Below are 18,513 nucleotides of genomic sequence, written 5' to 3'. Positions count from 1 at the left end.
CCCGTCAGTTCTTCGGCCTGAACTCGGCGCCGACCGCCTTGTTGACGAAGCGCAGCGTGTAGCCCTGGCGATAGTCGATGGTGCTCTTGACCACGCCTGCGCGCACCATCTTGTCGAAGAAGCTCGCCATCCGCTCGTCGGTCATGGCGCCGATGCCGTTCTTGACGGAATCGCCGGAATCGACGATGCCGTGCTCGCGCATCTTGGCGACGCAATAGGCGAGCAGCTCGTCGTTCATGTCCGGATTGAGTTTCTTGATCATCGCATTGCCGGCCGAGTTGTCGCCATAGACGTAATGGTACCAGCCGACAACAGAGGCGTCGACGAAGCGCTGCACCAGATCGGGCTTCTTGTCGACCAGATCGCGGCGGGTCTCGATCAGCGTCGAGTAGGAGTTGAAGCCGTAATCGGCGAGCAGCAGCACGTTCGGCTTGAAGCCGGCGGCCTTCTCGACCGCATACGGTTCGGAGGTGACATAGCCCTGCATCGCGGTCTGCTTGTTCACGATGAAGGGCTGCGGGTTGAAGGTGTAGGGCTTCACCTTGTTCTCATCAAAACCGTATTCGGATTTCAGCCACTGGAAGTAGCTGGTGATTCCCTCCTTCGAGATCAGCAATGTCAGCGGCTTCAGATCCTCGATCTTGCCGACCTTGACCTCGGGATGGGTCAGGAAGACCTGCGGGTCCTTCTGGAACATGGCGGCGACGGCAACCAGCGGCACATTGTTGGTGACTGCGTCGAAGGTCTGCAGCGAGTTCGCGCTCATGAAGAAGTCGAGCTTGCCAGCGATCAAGAGCATGCGGTTGTTCTCGTTGGGACCGCCGGGCACGATGGTGACGTCGAGGCCGTATTTTTTGTAGGTGCCGTCGGCAAGCGCCTGGAAGAACCCGCCATGCTCGCCCTCGGCGACCCAGTTGGTGCCGAACGAGACCTTGTCCAGGGTCTGCGCTCGTGACGGGACGAGAGCCGCGGAAAGGCAAACGGAGACGGCCAGAAGGCCCGTGGTTAACGCTCGCGGCAAAAAGGCCCGGATCATGGTTGGACTCCGTCGATTATTATGGCCCATGATGGAAGGGCCAGGGCGTGGAACACGCCCCGGCGACGAGGATCGCGCCCGGAGACGCGATCGGGTCTATGATGTTGAACAAACTACCCCGCAAATCCATCCAATGAAACGCTTGTGTTGAAACGACTGGCTTGATGACTTCTCAGCTTCCGCCCCGTGACTGGACCGCCATCCACTGGCCTGATCTCGCCAAGGGTGCGGCCGCGCGCTGGATCGCGGTGCTGCCGCTGGCCGCGACCGAGCAGCACGGGCCGCATCTGCCGCTCGGAACCGACGTCATGATCGGCGAGGCCTATCTGGCACGGGTGCGCGAGCTGCTGCCGGCGGCCATCCCGGCGACATTCCTGCCCCTGCAACCGGTCGGCATCTCCACCGAGCACATCGATTTTCCGGGCACGCTGACCCTGCCGACCAAGGTGGCTCTGAACAGCTGGATGGCGCTCGGCGAGAGCGTGGCGCGGGCCGGCGTCAGGAAGCTCGTGATCGTGACCAGCCATGGCGGCAATTCCGCCGCGATGTCGCTGGTGGCACAGGATTTGCGCGCGCAACATAAGATGCTGGTGGTGACCACGAGCTGGTCGCGCTTCGGTACGCCGGACGGGCTGTTCGACGCCGACGAATTGCGCCACGGCATCCATGGCGGCGCGGTCGAGACCTCGATCATGCTGGCGAAATATCCGCAAGCCGTGCGCCAGGATGCGATCGCGGACTTCAAACCCGCGAGCGTACAGATCGAGAAGGATCATCGCTTTCTGTCGACGCAGCGGCCGGCGCCGTTCGCATGGCAGGCGCAGGACCTCAATCCGGGCGGCGCGATCGGCGATGCGACCAAAGCCTCGGCCGAAAAGGGCGAGAGGCTGATCGAGCACGGCGCCCGCGCGTTCTGCGAGCTGCTTGCCGACGTCGACAGGTTCGATCCGAGCGTATTTCGCGGCACCTGATCGGATGGCTTCGTCCCGACAGCGGCGACGAAATTCAGGAAACCACGTTGCCGGCCGCGTCTTCGGACCGGAGCCGGAGAGCCCGGCTATCCCGCCGGGCGGGTCAATTCTTGAGCACGCGGTCACAGATATTTGGCGACCAGCCGGAAGTCGCGCAGCACGGTGCGGCCCTTCGGGCCCGATGCCTTCAGCGTCTCCTCCAGGCTGTGGCCGATGTGATCGTGGATCAGCGCCTTCTTGGCGCTCTCGATCGCGCTCTCCACCGCCTGCAATTGCTGGGCGATCTGCGCACAGGGCCGGCCCTGCTCGATCATCTCGACGATGGTCTCGAGATGGCCGTTGGCACGCTTCAGGCGCCGGGCGATCGCGGCGTGCGGATGGTCGTCGGACATGCGGCTCTCTCCTATCCTCCCCGGAGGATAATCGTGATCCTCCCCGGAGGATAGGAGAATCGGCTTGACAGGCCATTGTCACGGGCGTAGTGCCCGATTGCCGGAACATTGGTTCCGCGCCGGGGTTTTACCCCAGACACCGACCAGACCAAGAGCCAACACAGAAGGCACATGGGCAGTAGCAACTCAGGCGACAGTAGACCGGCGATGCCCGGACGATTGACGCCGCAACACAGCAAGACTGATCGCGCAGATCTCGCCTGCGTGGATGGGTGGTCGCGCCCTCACTGACCACCGCTCCTCACCGGCCTGCCGCGACCAGCGGAAAGTGGAGGTGAGCGATGTTCGAGAAGCTCGCAAGATTCCGGCAAGCAAGCCCGCGGCGCGTTGTCGAGCCGCGGCGCATGCCGCGGCAGGCGGCCATTCATTCCAATGACAATCTGCCGGGCTTTCGCCGCCCGGCGGGCCGCCGCCGGCGTCCGCCCCCGGCCTGTCATTGGATTTTGATCGATGGCCGGCTGGAATGCCGGTGGACCATCGACGACAGCAGCGGTGATCTCGATCATCAGCGGCGCGCGGACCGGTGTTTCGGCCCGCGTGCAACAACCGTGCATCACGCCGCGGCAAAGCCGCGGCGGTGCGCTTAGGAGGCTCGATTGGACGAAGGACCTAGTCGTCCCGTTGCGCGCCGTCGCAGCGCGGTAACGGGAGTTTTGAACTGCATCACATCTGGAAGTGCCGCTGCTCACGGCAGCGGAGACATGCGCGCCTAGCGGCGCCGCGTCCCTCCCGCCGTGCCCGAAAGGCGGCGAGGAGACGCGAAATGACCGAAAGCAAGACCACCCAAACCGCCATCCTCGATACCGCGCATGCCGGCGACATCCACGGCGCGCTCGGCAGCATCGCTCGCGACGACACTGCGCCGCGCGCGACATGGCTGGCCCGGCTGAAAACCCTGCTGGCGATCGTCGGCCCCGGCCTGATCGTGATGGTCGGCGACAACGACGCCGGCGCGTTCGGCACCTACACCCAGGCCGGACAGAATTACGGCACCACGCTGCTGTGGACGCTGCTGTTCCTGATCCCCGTGCTCTACGTCAACCAGGAGATGGTGGTGCGGCTCGGCGCCGTCACCGGCGTCGGCCATGCGCGACTGATCTTCGAGCGCTTCGGCAAGTTCTGGGGCGCCTTCAGCGTGATCGACCTGCTGGTGCTGAACGCGCTGACCATCGTCACCGAATTCATCGGCATCACGCTCGCGCTCAGCTTTCTCGGCGTCTCGCAGTTCTGGGGCGTCTTGGCTTCGGCGGCGATCGTGATGCTCGCGGTCTCGACCGGAGACTTCCGCCGCTTCGAACGCTTCGGCATCGTGCTGGTCGCAGGCAGCCTGCTGCTGGTGCCCGTGATCCTGATGGTGCATCCGCCGATCGGACAGATCGCGGCGGATTTCTTCGTGCCGAGGATGCCGCAAGACGCCAAGCTCAGCGAGGTTATGCTGCTGATCGTCGCCATCGTCGGCACCACGGTGGCGCCGTGGCAATTGTTCTTCCAGCAGAGCTACATCGTCGACAAGCGGATCACGCCGCGCTTCATCCGCTATGAGCGGATGGATCTGTGCATCGGCATCGTGCTGGTCGTGGTCGGTGCCGTCGCAATGATCTCGTTCTGTGCGGAAGTGTTCGCCGGACGGCCCGAATTCGGCAATTACACCGATGCGCTGGGGACCGCGGTCGGGCTCGAGACATATGCCGGCCGGCTGCCCGCTATATTGTTTGCCCTCGCGCTGCTGGATGCCTGCATCATCGGCGCGGCGGCGGTCTCCCTCGCAACGGCTTACGCGATCGGCGACGTGTTCGCGGTCAAGCACTCGCTGCACCGCAAGCCGTGGGATGCGAAGGGCTTCTACAGCGTCTATTGCGGGCTGATCGTGCTCGCCGCGGCGCTGGTGCTGACGCCGGGCACGCCGCTCGGACTATTGACCAACGCGGTTCAGACATTGGCCGGCGTGCTGCTGCCGAGCGCGACCGTGTTCCTGCTCTTGCTGTGCAACGACCGCCACATCCTCGGGCCCTGGGTCAACTCAACCCGGCTGAACCTATTCACCGGCGCCGTGGTCGCCGCGCTGGTGATGCTGTCGGTGATCCTGACCGCCGCGGTGCTGTTCCCCGACCTCGGCGAGGCCTGGATCATCGGCATTCTCGTTGGCGGCAGCGTGCTGGCGCTCGCGGTCACCGTGCTGGCCAAGCTGTCCGAGATGTCGTCGCGCCGCCATGCGTCGTTCCGCTTCAAGCGCAAGCCGCCGCTAGACCCTCTTCCGTTCCGAAGGAATCGGAGCGGGGCTCCAGATTCTTGTTTTGAGGCGTTTTCTTTGCGCGAACCGGTGGCCACTTCGCCCGAAAACGCTCCGGTCGATCGCGACAGCTGGCGGATGCCGCCGCTCGACCGGCTGCCGCCGGCGCGGCTCAGCCCGCTGAGCCGGATCTGGATGCTGGTGCTGCGCGGCTTGGTCGTCGCAGCCGGGCTCGTGCTGCTGCGGATCGTGCAACTCGCCACGGTGGGGGCGTGACCGCGCTTCGCCGCGGCCGGCGATGGAGCGCGATTCGTGCTGTTCAGGCTGGCAAGCGCCATCGTGCGCGGCGCGGCCGCGCTCCATCAGCGACAGATGATTTCAGGCGCCGAGCTGCGAACGGCGCTGTCCATGGCGCGGTGCGTCGAACGGGCCGGCGCGAGGGTCGTGCTCGGCAGGACATCGCGGCCGGCATTCATCAAAACAAAGGGCAAGGACGATGCTGGCATCGATTGAACGGTCGGGTCTCGACCGATTTGCCACAGATGCGTGGCCGATCGCAGCGGACGAGGCCCGCCGCCGCGTGCTGTTGCGCGACTGTCATGGTGGCGTGCAAATCGGAGAGGTACCCGGAGCGCCTCAGTTGCTATTGCGAATTATTTGCAATAGCCAACAGAGGATGCTAGGTGCTGATCTGGCTTTGGTGGAACGATACGGATCGGACCGGGGACGGCGGGCGATGACTTCAAATCTCGGGTGGCAAGCGGCCGCCAAATCTGCAGTGATGAGGGGCGAAACCGCCAAACGTTCGCCGAAAGCCGCGTCATGACCTGCGTCCGTCTCTTCCGGGTTCAGATCGCCGCGGGCGCAGCGCTCGGTGCGGCCACCTTCGGCACGCCGGCGGGCGCGGCCGACCTGCCCCTCAAGTCCCCGGCCGCCAAGGCAGTCTACAGCTGGACCGGCTTCTACGTCGGCGCCCATGTCGGCTATGGCGACGGCAACCTCGGTCCCGGCACCAATCCGATCCTGGAACAGGGCGTGTTCTTTCCGCCCACGATCACCGGCGGCATCGGCGGCTTCCAGGCCGGATACAACAAGGAATTCGCCAACCGCTTCGTGCTCGGCGTCGAGGCGGATGCGACCTTCACCGGCCCGACCGACCTGCCGCGGCGCGTGCTCGGCCCCTTCAATTCATCGATCGACTATGTCGGCACGCTGCGCGGCCGCGCCGGTTACAGCTTCGGCAGCTGGATGCCTTACGTGACCGGCGGCTTCGCCTGGGGACACACCGAGGTCAGGCTCAATGATGCCGCCGGCACCGTGATCTCGGAGCCCGGCCAGTACCAGACCGGCTGGACCGTCGGCGCCGGCGCCGAATTCGCGCTGGGCGGCAATTGGACGGCGAAGCTTGAGTACGATTACATCGACCTGTCGCGCCGCACGCTCGGCCTCAACGACTTCGGCATGCCCGGCGTCAGCATCGACCCGCGGCTGCATCTTCTGAAATTCGGCCTGAACTACCAACTTGGCGACTCGCCCTGGTCGGCGACGCCGACGCGGAGCGGGCTGCCTGACTCCAGCGACTGGAGCGTGCACGGACAGACGACGCTGCTGGCGCAAGGCTATCCGTCGTTCCGTGCGCCCTATGCCGGCACCAACAGCCTTCCAGGCACGGGACAGGTGCAGCAGACCTGGACCACGACGGCGTTTCTCGGCGTCCGGCTCTGGGAAGGTGGCGAGTTCTACTTCAATCCGGAGACCGCGCAGGGCTTCGGCCTCGCCGGCACGCTCGGCCTTGCCGGCTTCTCGAACGGCGAAGCGCAAAAGGCCGGCGCGGAGTTCCCGAAAATCCGGCCGCAGCGCTACTACTTCAAGCAAACCTTCGGGTTCGGCGGCGAGCAGGAAGACGTCGCCGACGGCCCCAACCAGATCGCGGGCAAGCGCGACATCGACCGCCTCACGGTCGTTGTCGGCCGCTTTGCGGTCGGCGACTTCTTCGACGGCAATTCCTACGCCAAGGACCCGCGCGCCGACTTCATGAACTGGGCGATGTGGGCCTCCGCCGCCTACGACTTCCCGGCCGACCTGCCCGGCTATACCCGCGGCGCCGTGGTCGAGCTCAACCGCAAGGACTGGGCGGTGCGCGCCGGCGTGTTCCAGGTGCCGAACGCACCGAACACCGACGTGCTGATCTCCAACGCCAACAACGGCGGAGCGGTGGTGGAATTCGAGGGCCGCTATTCGATCTTCGATCAACCCGGCAAGCTGCGCGTCGGCGTGTTCGGCAATCGCGGCAACACCGGCAATTATCGTCAGGCACTCGCGATCGAGGACGCCAACCCGGGGCTCGACATCAACGACGTGATGGGCAGTATCCGCAAGGACCACACCAAGTACGGCTTCTACCTGAACGGCGAGCAGCAGATCGCAACCGATGTCGGCCTGTTCGGCCGCCTCAGCTGGAACGACGGCCAGAACGAAATCCTGTCGTTCGCCGATGTCGACCGCAGCGTCTCCGGCGGCGTGTCGATCAAGGGCAGCACTTGGGGCCGGGCCAACGACACGATCGGCATCGGCGGCGCGGTCAACGGGTTGTCATCAGCGCACCGCGACTACCTCGCCGCGGGCGGCCTGGGTCTTTTGATCGGCGACGGCGCGCTGAACTACAGCCCGGAGCGGATTTTCGAGACTTACTACGCCTATCAGGTAAACAAGAGCCTGACGCTGACCGCGGACTATCAGTTCATCACCAACCCCGCCTACAACGCCGACCGCGGCCCGGTGCACATCTTCTCCGGCCGCATCCACGGCGAGTTTTAGTCCGAGAAGCGTAGCCCGGATTTCGCTTCGCTCGATCCGAGCTACACGTTCCTTTGCGATGATGATTGGAATTAGCTCATCCAGCAGCGGACGATGACGGCGGACTGAGACTTCAGCCCTCTCCCCACTCAAATATATGTAGACCCCCCGGGCTTGCCGCAAGCCCGGGGTCATCCCGTAGAACGCGCGCCCAATCGAACGAACGGAAGGGAGTGCGGGATGCGTGAACATGCGGTGGTGATTGCCGGCGGAGGTCCGACCGGGTTGATGCTGGCGGCCGAATTGGCGCTGGCGGATGTCGATGTGGCGATTGTCGAGCGGCGCGCCAGCCAGGAGCTCGTCGGCTCGCGTGCGGCCGGCCTGCACATACGTACCATCGAGGTTGTCGATCAGCGCGGTATCGCCGATCGGTTCCTCTCGAGGGGACAGCGCTATCCGGTGGTGCATTTCCATTCCCACCTCGTCCCGCTTGATATCAGCGACCTCCCGACCCGACACAATTACGTACTCGGACTCTGGCAAGGCGAGATCGAACGCGTTCTCGCCGAATGGATCGGCGAGTTGGCGGTGCCGATCTATCGCGAACGCGAGGTGACCGGTTTCAGGCAAGACGACACCGGTGTCGACATCACGCTATCCGGCGGCCCGTTGCTCCGCGCAGGATATCTTGTCGGCTGCGACGGTGGACGGAGCCTGGTCCGCAGAGCGGCTGGACTCGATTTCCCCGGCTGGGACCCAACGATGAGTTGGCTGATCGCGGAAGCTCAGATCTCCGAGGAGCCGGAATGGGGCTTTCGCAACGACGCCATCGGCAGTCATGCGATCGGCAAGACGGAAGACGCAGGGTGGATGCGCGTCGTGCTGACGGAGCGTCAACTGCAAACCGCCAGCGAGCCGGCCCTGCGCGATCTGAGGGAGGCGATGATCGGGGTATACGGAACCGATTTCGGGATTCACAGCCCCCGCTGGATCTCGCGTTTCACCGACATGACCCGGCAGGCCGAGTCCTATCGCAAGCAGCGCGTGCTGCTGGCCGGCGACGCCGCACATGTGCATCCGCCCATGGGCGGACAGGGCCTCAATATCGGCGTGCAGGATGCGGTGAATCTGGGATGGAAGCTGGCCCAGGTGGTCAAACTGATATCGCCGGACGCCCTGCTCGATACCTATCACGCGGAACGTCACCCGGTCGCTGCGCGGGTGCTGCGCACCACGATGGCGCAGGTCGCGCTTCGCCGCACGGACGACCGCACGAAGGCTCTGGACGAGATCGTCTCCGAGCTGGTGCGCATGAACGAGCCGCGCAGGCGGATCGCCGGGATGATGTCCGGGCTCGACGTTCACTACGAACTCGGCGAGGGCCATCCGCTGCTCGGACGCCGCATGCCCGATCTCGATCTGGTGACGGCCGACGGCGCCGTGCGGGTCTTCACTCTGCTGCACCAAGCCCGGCCGGTGCTGCTCAATTTCGCCGAGCCGGGCAGTGTCGACATCGCGGGATGGGCGGACCGGGTCCAGCTGGTCGATGCCGAGTATGACGGCGAATGGGAGCTTCCGGCACTCGGAACCGTTTCGGCCCCTACCGCGGTGCTGGTCCGGCCCGACGGCTACGTGGCGTGGGTCGGAGATCGAACCCGGACCGGGCTCACCGAAGCGCTGGTCAGATGGTTCGGCGCCGCCTCAGGCTAAAAGAAGTCTCCGTCATGGCCGGGCCTGTCTCGGCCATCCACGTCTTCGGTTCACAGCAAGCAAAGACGTGGATGCCCGGGCCAAGCCCGGGCATGACGTGTTGCATGAGCTTGCCCGTTTCCTCTGCAACATTTTGGGCGGCGGCCTGAGCAGGCGCCCCTACCCCGCCGGCTGGAACGAGTCCGCGCGCGCCATCGCCCAGGCGTCGCGGAAGCGGCGGTCTTGGGTGCCTTCGAGCAACTCGCCGGAACGCAGCGTCGGATAGAGCTCGGCGAAGGAAGAAACCTCGGTGATCGAAGACCGCTGCGAGAAGTGGATCGGGCGCAGCTCCTTGGTGTGCTCGAGGCCGGCGGCTGCAAGCAATTCGCTCAGCGCGTGCAGGGTCGAGTGGTGGTAGTTGTGCACGCGCTCGATCTTGTCGGGCACATAGAGCGCGCGGTTGCGGATCGGGTCCTGCGAGGTGACGCCGGTCGGGCAGCGATCGGTGTGGCAGCTCAAGGACTGGATGCAGCCGAGCGCGAACATGAAGCCGCGCGCCGAATTGCACCAGTCGGCCCCGATCGCCATCGCGCGCGCCATGTCGAAGGCGGTCGCGATCTTGCCGGCGGCGCCGATCTTGATGCGGTCGCGCGCGCCGATGCCGATCAGCGCATTGTGGACGAAATTGACGCCCTCGCGCATCGGCATGCCGAGATGGTCCATGAACTCGAGCGGCGCGGCGCCGGTGCCGCCTTCATTGCCGTCGACCACGATGAAGTCGGGATAGAGCCCGCTCTCCTGCATCGCCTTGCAGATCGCCAGGAATTCCCAGGGATGGCCGATGCACATCTTGAAGCCGGCCGGCTTGCCGCCGGACAGCTTGCGCATCTGGGCAACGAATTCCATCATCTGCAGCGGCGTCGAGAACGCCTTGTGATAGGCCGGCGAGATGCAGTCCTCGCCCATCGGCACGCCCCTGATCTTGGAGATCTCCTCGGAGACCTTCGCCGCCGGCAGCACCCCGCCATGGCCGGGCTTGGCGCCCTGGCTGATCTTGAGCTCGACCATCTTGATCTGGTCGTCATTCGAGACACGCGCGAACTCGTCCGGATTGAAGGTGCCGTCGCGGTTGCGGCAGCCGAAATAGCCGGAGCCGATCTCCCAGATGATGTCGCCGCCCATCTCGCGATGATACGGGCTGACGCCGCCCTCGCCGGTGTCATGGGCGAAGCCGCCCTTCTTGGCGCCGGCATTCAGCGCCCGCACTGCGTTCGGACTCAGCGCGCCGAAGCTCATCGCCGAGATATTGAAGACCGAGGCCGAATACGGCTTGGTGCAGTCGGGGCCGCCGACGGTGATGCGGAATTTCTGGTCGGCTTTCGGTTTCGGCGCCACCGAGTGGTGCATCCACTCATAGCCCTCGCGGTAGACGTCCTCCTGGGTGCCGAACGGCCGCTTGTCGAGCACCATCTTGGCGCGCTGGTAGACCAACGCGCGGGTGTCGCGGGAGAACGGCATGCCGTCCTTCTCGCTCTCGAAGAAATATTGCCGCATCTCGGGGCGGATTTCCTCAAGCAGGAAGCGTATATGCGCCGAGATCGGATAGTTGCGCAGCACCGCGTGGTTCTTCTGCGTGAGGTCGCGGACGCCGAGCAATGTCAGCGCACCGAAGATCACCAGCGGGATCAGAACGATCTTGAAGACCTTGGGATCAAAAATTCCAACCAGCAGCAGGAGCGCGGTGACGACGGCGCAGATCGTCAGCACGATGAAACGTGGCGAGAACGGAAGCAGTATCGTGTCCATAGAATCCCTCCGGTCTGCCCGAAATACCCTGTCGGCCGCGAGCCTAGTCCAACTCGCGGAACAAGTGCACTACGGTTATACGGCCGAGCAGTCACAGATGTGACAACCGCCCGAATGGGCGGGTGCCGCTGCCGCAATCGGCCAAATTGATTTGAAATCGACTTTTGCACTGCAACGAAAGTCGGCGCAACGCTCGCCGTCGCTCCCTCGCCCCGCTCTTGCGGGGTCGAGACGAGCGGAGCTCGCTCTTAGAGGGTTGGGGTGAGGGGCATCTCTCCGCGATTGCGAGCGTCGAAAGACCTGTACCCCCTCACCCGGAACGCATCTAGCGATGCGTTTCGACCTCTCCCCGCACGCGGGGCGAGGTTAAGCAAAGCCGCGCTCTTAATGGTCGTGCGGCCGCAATTCGTGCGGGATATGACCCGGCTTGAGGCCCTCGCCGGCAAGCCACGCGTTGGTGGTGTCGAGCGCCCGTGCGATATGATCCGAGGTCCGGGAGAAATCGTAGGCGAGCCGACCAGCGGGCAGAGCGGCGGCACGACGAAATACTCGACGCCGGGGCCGATGTTCTCGAGTTCGTTGACGAGCTGCCGTGCGATCAACAGCGTCAGCGCATGCAGCGCGTTGGCGAGCGCGCCGACCGGCGGCGCCTGGTTGGCGCAGGCATGCCCGGTCGGCAGCACGATCAGGCGCTTTGCCCCATGCTTCACGGCTACGCGGACCGGCGTGTTGCTGGAGATCGCGCCGTCGGCCAGGAAATGATCGCGGTAATGCACCGGCGTGAACGCGCCGGGGATCGCGGTCGATGCGACGATCGCCTCCGCGGCCGAGCCTTCCGACAGCACCACGCTGTCGCCGCTGATGATGTCGGTGGTGACGATGTGGATCGGGATCCGTGCGTCCTCGAGATTGCGGAACGGGATGTGGTTGTCGATCAGCTTGCGGACGCCGTCATGCGGAATCAGGAAATCGCGCCGCCACAGGAAGCTCACCAGCGTCCGCCAGGTGACGGGGAATACATCCTGCCGGTTCAGACCGCGCCAGATCTCGGCGAGCCGCGCGACACCCGAGACCGTCGGGTCGCCGGCATAGAAGGCGCCGTTCAGTGCGCCGACGCTGGAGCCGACCACCATGTCGGCGACAACGCCATGCGCGGCCAGCGCTTGCAGCATGCCGACCTGGACCGCGCCAAAGCTGCCGCCGCCGGCGAACACAAAGGCGGTCTTCGGTGCATCCGGATCGGTGATGGACAAGGTGCTGCTCCCTGGGTCGCTGCGTTCGGGAAACGGCTGCGCGGCGTTGCGCGCGTTATAGCAAGAGGAGAATGGACAGCGCCACTCACACCAATGTCGTCCTGGCGAAGGCCAGGACCCATAACCACAAATGCAAAAGGCCGGAGCCCGATGGGGCCCCAGCCTTCGCAAAACAGGGAGCGGTGGTAATGGGTCCTGGCCTTCGCCAGGACGACAATCTTAACGCTCGACGGCCTCAGCGCTCGACGAACGCCTTCTCGATCACGAAGTGACCGGGGGTGTTGCCGCTGCCTTCCTTGAAGCTGCGGGTCTCGAACAGCTGCTTCAGCTCTTCCAGCATTGCCGGGCTGCCGCACATCATGATGCGGTCGGTCTCGATGTCGAGCGGGCCCTGATGCAGGTCGGTGAACAGCTGGTTGGAGCTGATCAGGTCGGTGATGCGGCCGCGGTTGCGGAACGGCTCGCGCGTCACGGTCGGATAGTACGATAGCTTCTCGGACAGCAGCGGCCCGAACAATTCGTCGTCACGCAGCTTGGCGACCAGCTCCTCACCATAGGCGAGCTCGGAGACCTGGCGGCAGCCATGCACCAGCAGGATCTGATCGTAGCGATCGTAGACCTCGGGGTCCTTGATCAGGCTGGCGAACGGCGCAAGGCCGGTGCCGGTCGACAGCAGCATCAGCCGCTTGCCGGGGATCAGATTGTCGGTGATCAGCGTACCGGTCGCCTTGCGGCCGACCAGGATGGTGTCGCCCTCGCGGATCTTCTGCAGCTTGGAGGTGAGCGGGCCGTCCTGCACCTTGATCGAGAAGAACTCGAGCTCTCCCTCGTGATTGGCGCTCGCCATCGAATAGGCGCGCAGCAGCGGCCGGCCGTCGACCTCGAGGCCGATCATGGCAAACTGACCATTCTGGAAGCGGAAACCGGAATCGCGGGTCGCCCGGAAGCTGAAAAGCGTATCGGTCCAGTGCTGAACGGAAAGAACTTTCTCTCGATAGAACGCGCTCATGGGTTTTCGTTTTCTCGACTGACCAGATTTAGAATGGTTTGATTTATAGACTGCTCGCGGCGGCGCTGAAGTGGCCGAAATCACTGAAGATCTCGCGTGTCCATTGCGCCAATGCATGAGATAGTCAAGATCAACTGGCGTGCAATTGCGATCTCAGAATGGCAGTCGTTCGATTTCGCGCAGAGGTTCAACCACGTCATCGTTAACACGTGGCGCTGCACGTAATTTACTTGCTGAGATCGGCACCGATCTGGCAATTAATTGCTACGAAAACCGTGCCGAAGGGAAAATGATCTCGTGGTCCTGATCAGCCAACGAATCTTCCTGGAAACCATCAAAAAATATTGTTTGGCGCACTCCATTGCCGTCGAGGTGCGGTCCGGCGGCTGGCTGGTCATCATGACCAAGGACGACGAGCGGCGGCTCGTGATCGGCTACGACATCGGGCTGAACAGCGCGGTCGCGCATCAGGTCGCCAACGACAAATCGGCCTGCGCAGACGTGCTGGCTTTGGCCGGCGTCCCTGCCATTCCGCACACGCTGTTTCTCGGCGCCAAGCTCAGCAAGCACATCCCGGGATCGGATTCGCCGGACGCGATGCGGCTTCTGCTCGACCAGCATCCGCGCGGACTCGTCGTCAAGCCCAATGAGGGGACCTCCGGCGAGCTCGTCTTCCGTGTCACGACGCGCGCGCAGCTGGAGACCGCGGTCGCGCGCATCCTTGCCGCGCATCCAAGCCTTGCGATCTCACCCTATGTCGAGATCAAGGACGAGGTTCGATTCATCGTGCTCGACGACAGCGCGCTGCTCGCCTACGTCAAATTGCGCCCATCGGTCGTTGGCGATGGCATCCATTCGCTGCGTGAACTCGCGCACAAGGCTGCACCTGCTGACCAGCTCAAAACCATCACCGACGACTTCTCGCCTACCGTGCTGGACGCCATTCCGCTCAAAGGTGAATTCCGCATTATCAACTGGCGGCATAATCTTGATTCCGGCGCCGAGCCGGTACTGCTCAAGCCCAAGGAAATGCCGCACTTCGGCAGCGCACTTGCGATCAAAGCCGCACAGGCGCTTCGCATCCGCTTCGCCTCGATCGATGTTGTGCAGGTCGACGGCGGCTGGCATATCCTCGAAGTCAACTCCGGGGTGAAGATGGAAGCGCTCGGCAAGCGCGCCCCCGACCTCGTCGAAATGATTTACTCCACCGCGCTCGACAAGGTGTTCGCGTAATCGGCGTACCTCGCGCTCCCCTTGGGCGCGTATTCATTCTCGCACTCCGTCATTTTGATCCATTCAGCGGCTTGCTCCTCCCGCTCAAGGGAGTACGCTGAAGCGCAATAATCGATCCGGATACAGATTATGCGCAAACTTCTTTTGAGCTTCCTCGCAGTCGCGGCGTTGGCCGCGGCCTTCAATCCACCGCCCGCCAACGCCGTGTTTTGGCGCGGGGTCACGGCCCCGACGAATATCGACATCCACGGATACCCAATCATCAAGGAGCCACCGCCGAGCACATGCCAGTTGATCCATGTGAATGGATACTGGGTGCGGCAGTGCCTGGATTTGTCGTATCGCTATTGGCGATGAGCGAAGCCGTGCTTCGTCGGGACGGTTCGGGACCGCTTCGGTTACGAAGAACCCCTCACCCGAATTGCGTCTGCAACACAATCCGACCTCTCCCGCAACGAGAGAGGCCGGAATTCGAAGCTAGTTCGCTCCGCCCGCCGAATCGTCGAGTGCCTTGAAGGCCTCTTCGAGCTGCGGTGACAGCGCGACGTTGAGCCTCTCGCCGGTCGGCAGGCGGGCGACGAACCACTTGTTGTAGAGCGGGATGATGTCGCGGTTCGAGGCGAGCTTGCGGAATGCACGCTCTACCACGTCCTTCATCTGCGGCTCGCCCTTGCGGTACATGATGCCGTAGGGATCGTAGGACAAGTAGTCGCCGGTGACGCGGAATTTGTCCTGCGACTTGTGCCGCGCGATCAGGCCGTAGAGCAGGATGTCGTCGGTCGCGAACGCATCCGCCTTGCCGTCCACCAGCATCTGGTAGGACTGCTCGTGGTCGCCAGCGGTGACGATGTGGAGGCCGAGCGACTGCCTGGCGTCGACATTGTGCATCGCCTGCTCGTTAGTGGTGCCCTTGGTCACCACCACCGTCTTGCCCTTCAGGTCGGCGACCTGGGTGACGCTAGAGGCCTTCGGCACCATCAGCTTGGTGCCGGCCACGAACATCAGCGGCGAGAATGCAACCTGCTTGCCACGCTCGGCGTTCGCCGTGGTCGATCCGCATTCGAGATCGATCTTCTTGTCGACGACCGCCGGAATGCGGTCGTCGGAGGTGACCTTGACGTAATCGACCTTGAGGTTGGCGTCGTCGACCTCGACCCCGATCTCATCGACGATCGCATCGCACAGCTCGAGGCTGTAGCCGATCGGCCGGTTGGAGTGATCAAGGAACGAGAATGGCGGCGAGCTCTCGCGATAACCGAGCCGCACGGTGTGGGTGGCCTTGATGTTGGCGAGCGTGGGGCTGAGCCCCTCGCCCGCCGGCTGTGCGGACACCGGTCCGATCAGCAGGCTTGCCGCCAGCAGACATGCTGACAGCAGCCGGCCCTCAGCCCGTATCGACCTCCAGCGGGCGCGATGCATGCATCCCTCCCGTCAATGACCGGCCATCACGGCGCCGGGCACCGCATCCTGCGGCACCGCATCGTCGGGCTCGAGCTCGTGCTCGGCCTTCAGCTCGCCCTCCCACTTCGCGACCACTGACGTCGCCAGCGAGTTGCCGATCACGTTGGTGGCGCTGCGGCCCATGTCGAGGAAGGTGTCGATGCCCATGATCATCAGCAGGCCGGCCTCGGGGATGTTGAACTGCGACAGGGTCGAGGCGATCACGACAAGCGAAGCGCGCGGCACGCCGGCCACGCCCTTCGAGGTGATCATCAACGTCGCCAGCATCGCGAACTGCGTGCCGAGCGACATCTCGATATGGTAGGTCTGCGCGATGAAGATGCTCGCGAAGGTGCAGTACATCATCGTGCCGTCGAGGTTGAAGGAGTAACCGAGCGGCAGCACGAAAGCGGAGATTCGCGAGGAGGCGCCGAACTTGTTGAGCCCCTCCAGCGTCTTCGGGTAGGCTGCCTCCGACGAGGCGGTCGAGAACGCGATCATCAGGGGCTCGCGGATCAGCCGCAGCAGATGGCTGTAACGCGGCCCGATCACGATGAACCCGACCATCACCAGGATACCCCACAGGATCAGCAGCGACAGATAGAAGCCGCCCATGAAGACGATCAGCTTCCAGAGCACGCCGAGGCCGTTCTTCGAGACCGTCGCCATGATCGCGGCCCACACCGCGATCGGCGCGAACAGCATCACGTAACCGGTGACCTTGAGCATGATGTGGGCGAGATCGTCGATCAGGCTCATGATCGGCTTGGCGCGCTCAGGCATGGCACCGAGCGCAACCGCGAAGAACACCGCGAACACCACGATCTGCAGGATCTCGTTCTGCGCCATCGCATCCGCGATCGAGGTCGGGATCAAATGGGTCAGGAATTTTTCGATCGAGAAGGCCGAGACCGGCAGACCGGTGGACTGGGCCTTGTCGGGCAGCGTGCCAGGGAAATTGGCGCCGGGCTGCAACAGGTTGACCATCACGAGGCCGAGCAGCAGCGAAACGAAGGAGGCGGAAACGAACCAGCCCATGGTCTTGGCGAAGATGCGCCCGAGCTTGGCACCGCTTCCCATATGGGCGATGCCGCCGACGAGGGTCGCAAAGACGAGTGGCGCGATGATCATCTTGATCAGGCGCAGGAACAGCATCGCGATCAGGTTGACGTCTGCTGCGATCTCGGCGCGGCTGTCAGGAAAGTAGTTGAAGACGATCGTCCCCATCGCGATGCCAAGGACCATCGCAATCAGGATGTACTGCGTAAACCTGTTCGACATTCTCTTACCCCCGTAAGTTCCCGGCGAAGGGCAAGTGTGGCAGATTTACGCACCTATGCAACACGCTTCGCGTCGAGCGGGACTTTGCCGAAATGTTCCCGTTGTGGAATGCCCGCGCGCGGACTAGCGTTCATGCAGCGCACAATCTGTGCAACGAGCTGCGCGCGCCGCAGTCAATTGCATGCGAAACGACCAACGCGAGGGGGAGACATCGCCAATGAACGACACCGTCAACCGCCAGATCCTGCTTGTTGAAAAGCCGACCGGCAAGCTCGGCCCCGAGCATTTTCGTCTGACCAACGGCATGGTCCCCGCGCCGAAGGACGGCGAGGCGCTGGTGCGGACGCGCTACATCTCGCTCGACGCCGCCAACCGCGCCTGGATGCACGGCGCCACCTACCGCGCTGCGGTGGAAGCCAACACCGTGATGGCCGGCGGCAGCATCGCCGAAGTGGTGTCGTCAAATGACCCCAGCCTGAAGCCGGGCGATATCGTGTTCGGCGACACCGGCTGGCAGGATTATGCCGCCGTGCCCGCCAAGCACCTGGCGAAGATGCCGAAGCTCGAGCCGATGACGCATCTGCTTAGCGTCTACGGCGTCGCCGGCCTGACCGCCTATTTCGGCCTGCTCCATGTCGGCAAGCCCAAGGAGGGCGAGACGGTGGTGGTGTCGGCCGCCGCCGGCTCGGTCGGCTCGATCGTCGGCCAGATCGCCAGGATCAAGGGCTGCCGCGTGGTCGGCATCGCCGGCGGCAAGGACAAGTGCCACTGGCTGACGAGCGAGCTCGGCTTCGACGCCGCGGTCGACTACAAGGACGGCGCCACCTACAAGGCGCTGCGTGCAGCGGCACCCAAGGGCATCGACGTCTATTTCGACAATGTCGGCGGCGATATCCTGGAGGCCTGCCTGGCGCAGATGAACAACCGCGGCCGCATCGCCTGCTGCGGCGCGATCTCGCAATATGACGGTGTCCCCTCCGCGCACGGCCCGCGCGGCGTACCCGGCCTGATCGTGGTGAAGCGGCTCATCATGCAGGGTTTCATCGTGATGGACTATATGAACCAGCGCGACGCCGCGCTCGCCGACCTGCAATCCTGGGTCGCCTCGGGCAAGCTCAAGGTGCAGGAGGACGTCATCGACGGCATCGAGAACACGCCGCAGGCGCTGATCGGGCTTTTGGCCGGCGAGAACCGCGGCAAGCGCATGGTGAAGGTGTAGCACAGCTCCCAGGCGCAAAATCGCGAAAACAACCCCATGCAAAGTAGCAAGCGCGCGGTTAAGGTGTAGCTGTCATCCCGTCATCCCCGCGCAAAGGC

At 64.0% G+C, this 18,513-nt stretch carries 15 protein-coding genes; 8 read left to right on the top strand and 7 right to left on the bottom strand.

Going from position 1 to position 18,513, the window contains the following annotated elements; translation table 11 throughout:
- Positions 1-4: 4 nt before the first annotated feature.
- Positions 5-1,036 carry an ABC transporter substrate-binding protein gene (locus ABIB78_RS10380; protein WP_429024145.1) on the bottom strand — a complete coding sequence of 344 codons (1,032 nt, stop codon included), beginning with the start codon at positions 1,034-1,036 and terminating at the stop codon, positions 5-7.
- Between the two features lie 164 nt (positions 1,037-1,200).
- Here ABIB78_RS10380 and ABIB78_RS10375 point away from each other — a divergent pair, with 164 nt between their 5' ends.
- Positions 1,201-2,007 carry a creatininase family protein gene (locus ABIB78_RS10375; RefSeq protein WP_429024144.1) on the top strand — a complete coding sequence of 269 codons (807 nt, stop codon included), beginning with the start codon at positions 1,201-1,203 and terminating at the stop codon, positions 2,005-2,007.
- Between the two features lie 122 nt (positions 2,008-2,129).
- Here ABIB78_RS10375 and ABIB78_RS10370 read toward each other — a convergent pair whose 3' ends face one another.
- Positions 2,130-2,399: a metal-sensing transcriptional repressor gene (locus ABIB78_RS10370; protein ID WP_429024143.1), complete on the bottom strand. Its 270-nt coding sequence runs from the start codon at positions 2,397-2,399 to the stop codon at positions 2,130-2,132.
- 341 nt (positions 2,400-2,740) lie between these two features.
- On the opposite strand from ABIB78_RS10370, the gene ABIB78_RS10365 reads away from it, so the two are divergent.
- The 5 genes from ABIB78_RS10365 (at position 2,741) to ABIB78_RS10345 (ending at position 9,195) form a co-directional block, all read left to right on the top strand.
- Positions 2,741-3,046 carry a hypothetical protein gene (locus ABIB78_RS10365; RefSeq protein WP_429024142.1) on the top strand — a complete coding sequence of 102 codons (306 nt, stop codon included), beginning with the start codon at positions 2,741-2,743 and terminating at the stop codon, positions 3,044-3,046.
- Between the two features lie 176 nt (positions 3,047-3,222).
- A complete protein-coding gene (locus tag ABIB78_RS10360; RefSeq protein WP_429024141.1) occupies positions 3,223-4,965 on the top strand; it encodes an Nramp family divalent metal transporter in 1,743 nt (580 codons plus the stop codon).
- Between the two features lie 36 nt (positions 4,966-5,001).
- On the top strand, positions 5,002-5,202 hold the full coding sequence (locus tag ABIB78_RS10355; RefSeq protein WP_429024140.1) for a hypothetical protein: 201 nt from the start codon (positions 5,002-5,004) through the stop codon (positions 5,200-5,202).
- A 309-nt stretch (positions 5,203-5,511) separates the two neighbouring features.
- Complete coding sequence (locus ABIB78_RS10350) at positions 5,512-7,506, top strand: carbohydrate porin (protein ID WP_429024139.1); 1,995 nt, start codon at positions 5,512-5,514, stop codon at positions 7,504-7,506.
- A 219-nt stretch (positions 7,507-7,725) separates the two neighbouring features.
- On the top strand, positions 7,726-9,195 hold the full coding sequence (locus ABIB78_RS10345) for an FAD-dependent monooxygenase (RefSeq protein WP_429024499.1): 1,470 nt from the start codon (positions 7,726-7,728) through the stop codon (positions 9,193-9,195).
- Between the two features lie 159 nt (positions 9,196-9,354).
- Here the strand turns inward: ABIB78_RS10345 and ABIB78_RS10340 are convergent, their stop codons facing one another.
- The 3 genes from ABIB78_RS10340 to ABIB78_RS10330 all read right to left on the bottom strand — a co-directional run bounded on the left by ABIB78_RS10340 (position 9,355) and on the right by ABIB78_RS10330 (position 13,242).
- Positions 9,355-10,980 carry an FMN-binding glutamate synthase family protein gene (locus tag ABIB78_RS10340; RefSeq protein ID WP_429024138.1) on the bottom strand — a complete coding sequence of 542 codons (1,626 nt, stop codon included), beginning with the start codon at positions 10,978-10,980 and terminating at the stop codon, positions 9,355-9,357.
- Positions 10,981-11,228: 248 nt separating this feature from the next.
- The gene (locus ABIB78_RS10335; RefSeq protein ID WP_429024137.1) at positions 11,229-12,233 is read right to left on the bottom strand and encodes a patatin-like phospholipase family protein; all 1,005 of its coding nucleotides are present in this window, start codon (positions 12,231-12,233) and stop codon (positions 11,229-11,231) included.
- Between the two features lie 235 nt (positions 12,234-12,468).
- Positions 12,469-13,242 carry a ferredoxin--NADP reductase gene (locus ABIB78_RS10330; protein WP_429024136.1) on the bottom strand — a complete coding sequence of 258 codons (774 nt, stop codon included), beginning with the start codon at positions 13,240-13,242 and terminating at the stop codon, positions 12,469-12,471.
- Positions 13,243-13,539: 297 nt separating this feature from the next.
- Here ABIB78_RS10330 and ABIB78_RS10325 point away from each other — a divergent pair, with 297 nt between their 5' ends.
- Positions 13,540-14,475: an ATP-grasp domain-containing protein gene (locus ABIB78_RS10325; protein ID WP_429024135.1), complete on the top strand. Its 936-nt coding sequence runs from the start codon at positions 13,540-13,542 to the stop codon at positions 14,473-14,475.
- 477 nt (positions 14,476-14,952) lie between these two features.
- Here the strand turns inward: ABIB78_RS10325 and ABIB78_RS10320 are convergent, their stop codons facing one another.
- A complete protein-coding gene (locus tag ABIB78_RS10320) occupies positions 14,953-15,894 on the bottom strand; it encodes an amino acid ABC transporter substrate-binding protein (protein WP_429024134.1) in 942 nt (313 codons plus the stop codon).
- A 12-nt stretch (positions 15,895-15,906) separates the two neighbouring features.
- A complete protein-coding gene (locus ABIB78_RS10315; protein ID WP_429024133.1) occupies positions 15,907-17,196 on the bottom strand; it encodes a dicarboxylate/amino acid:cation symporter in 1,290 nt (429 codons plus the stop codon).
- 217 nt (positions 17,197-17,413) lie between these two features.
- Between ABIB78_RS10315 and ABIB78_RS10310 the strand changes: the two genes are divergently transcribed.
- The gene (locus tag ABIB78_RS10310) at positions 17,414-18,415 is read left to right on the top strand and encodes an NADP-dependent oxidoreductase (protein WP_429024132.1); all 1,002 of its coding nucleotides are present in this window, start codon (positions 17,414-17,416) and stop codon (positions 18,413-18,415) included.
- Positions 18,416-18,513: the final 98 nt, after the last annotated feature.

This window comes from Bradyrhizobium sp. I1.14.4, assembly GCF_050435825.1.
GTDB lineage: Bacteria > Pseudomonadota > Alphaproteobacteria > Rhizobiales > Xanthobacteraceae > Bradyrhizobium.
This window is presented reverse-complemented; position numbering and strand designations above follow the sequence as displayed.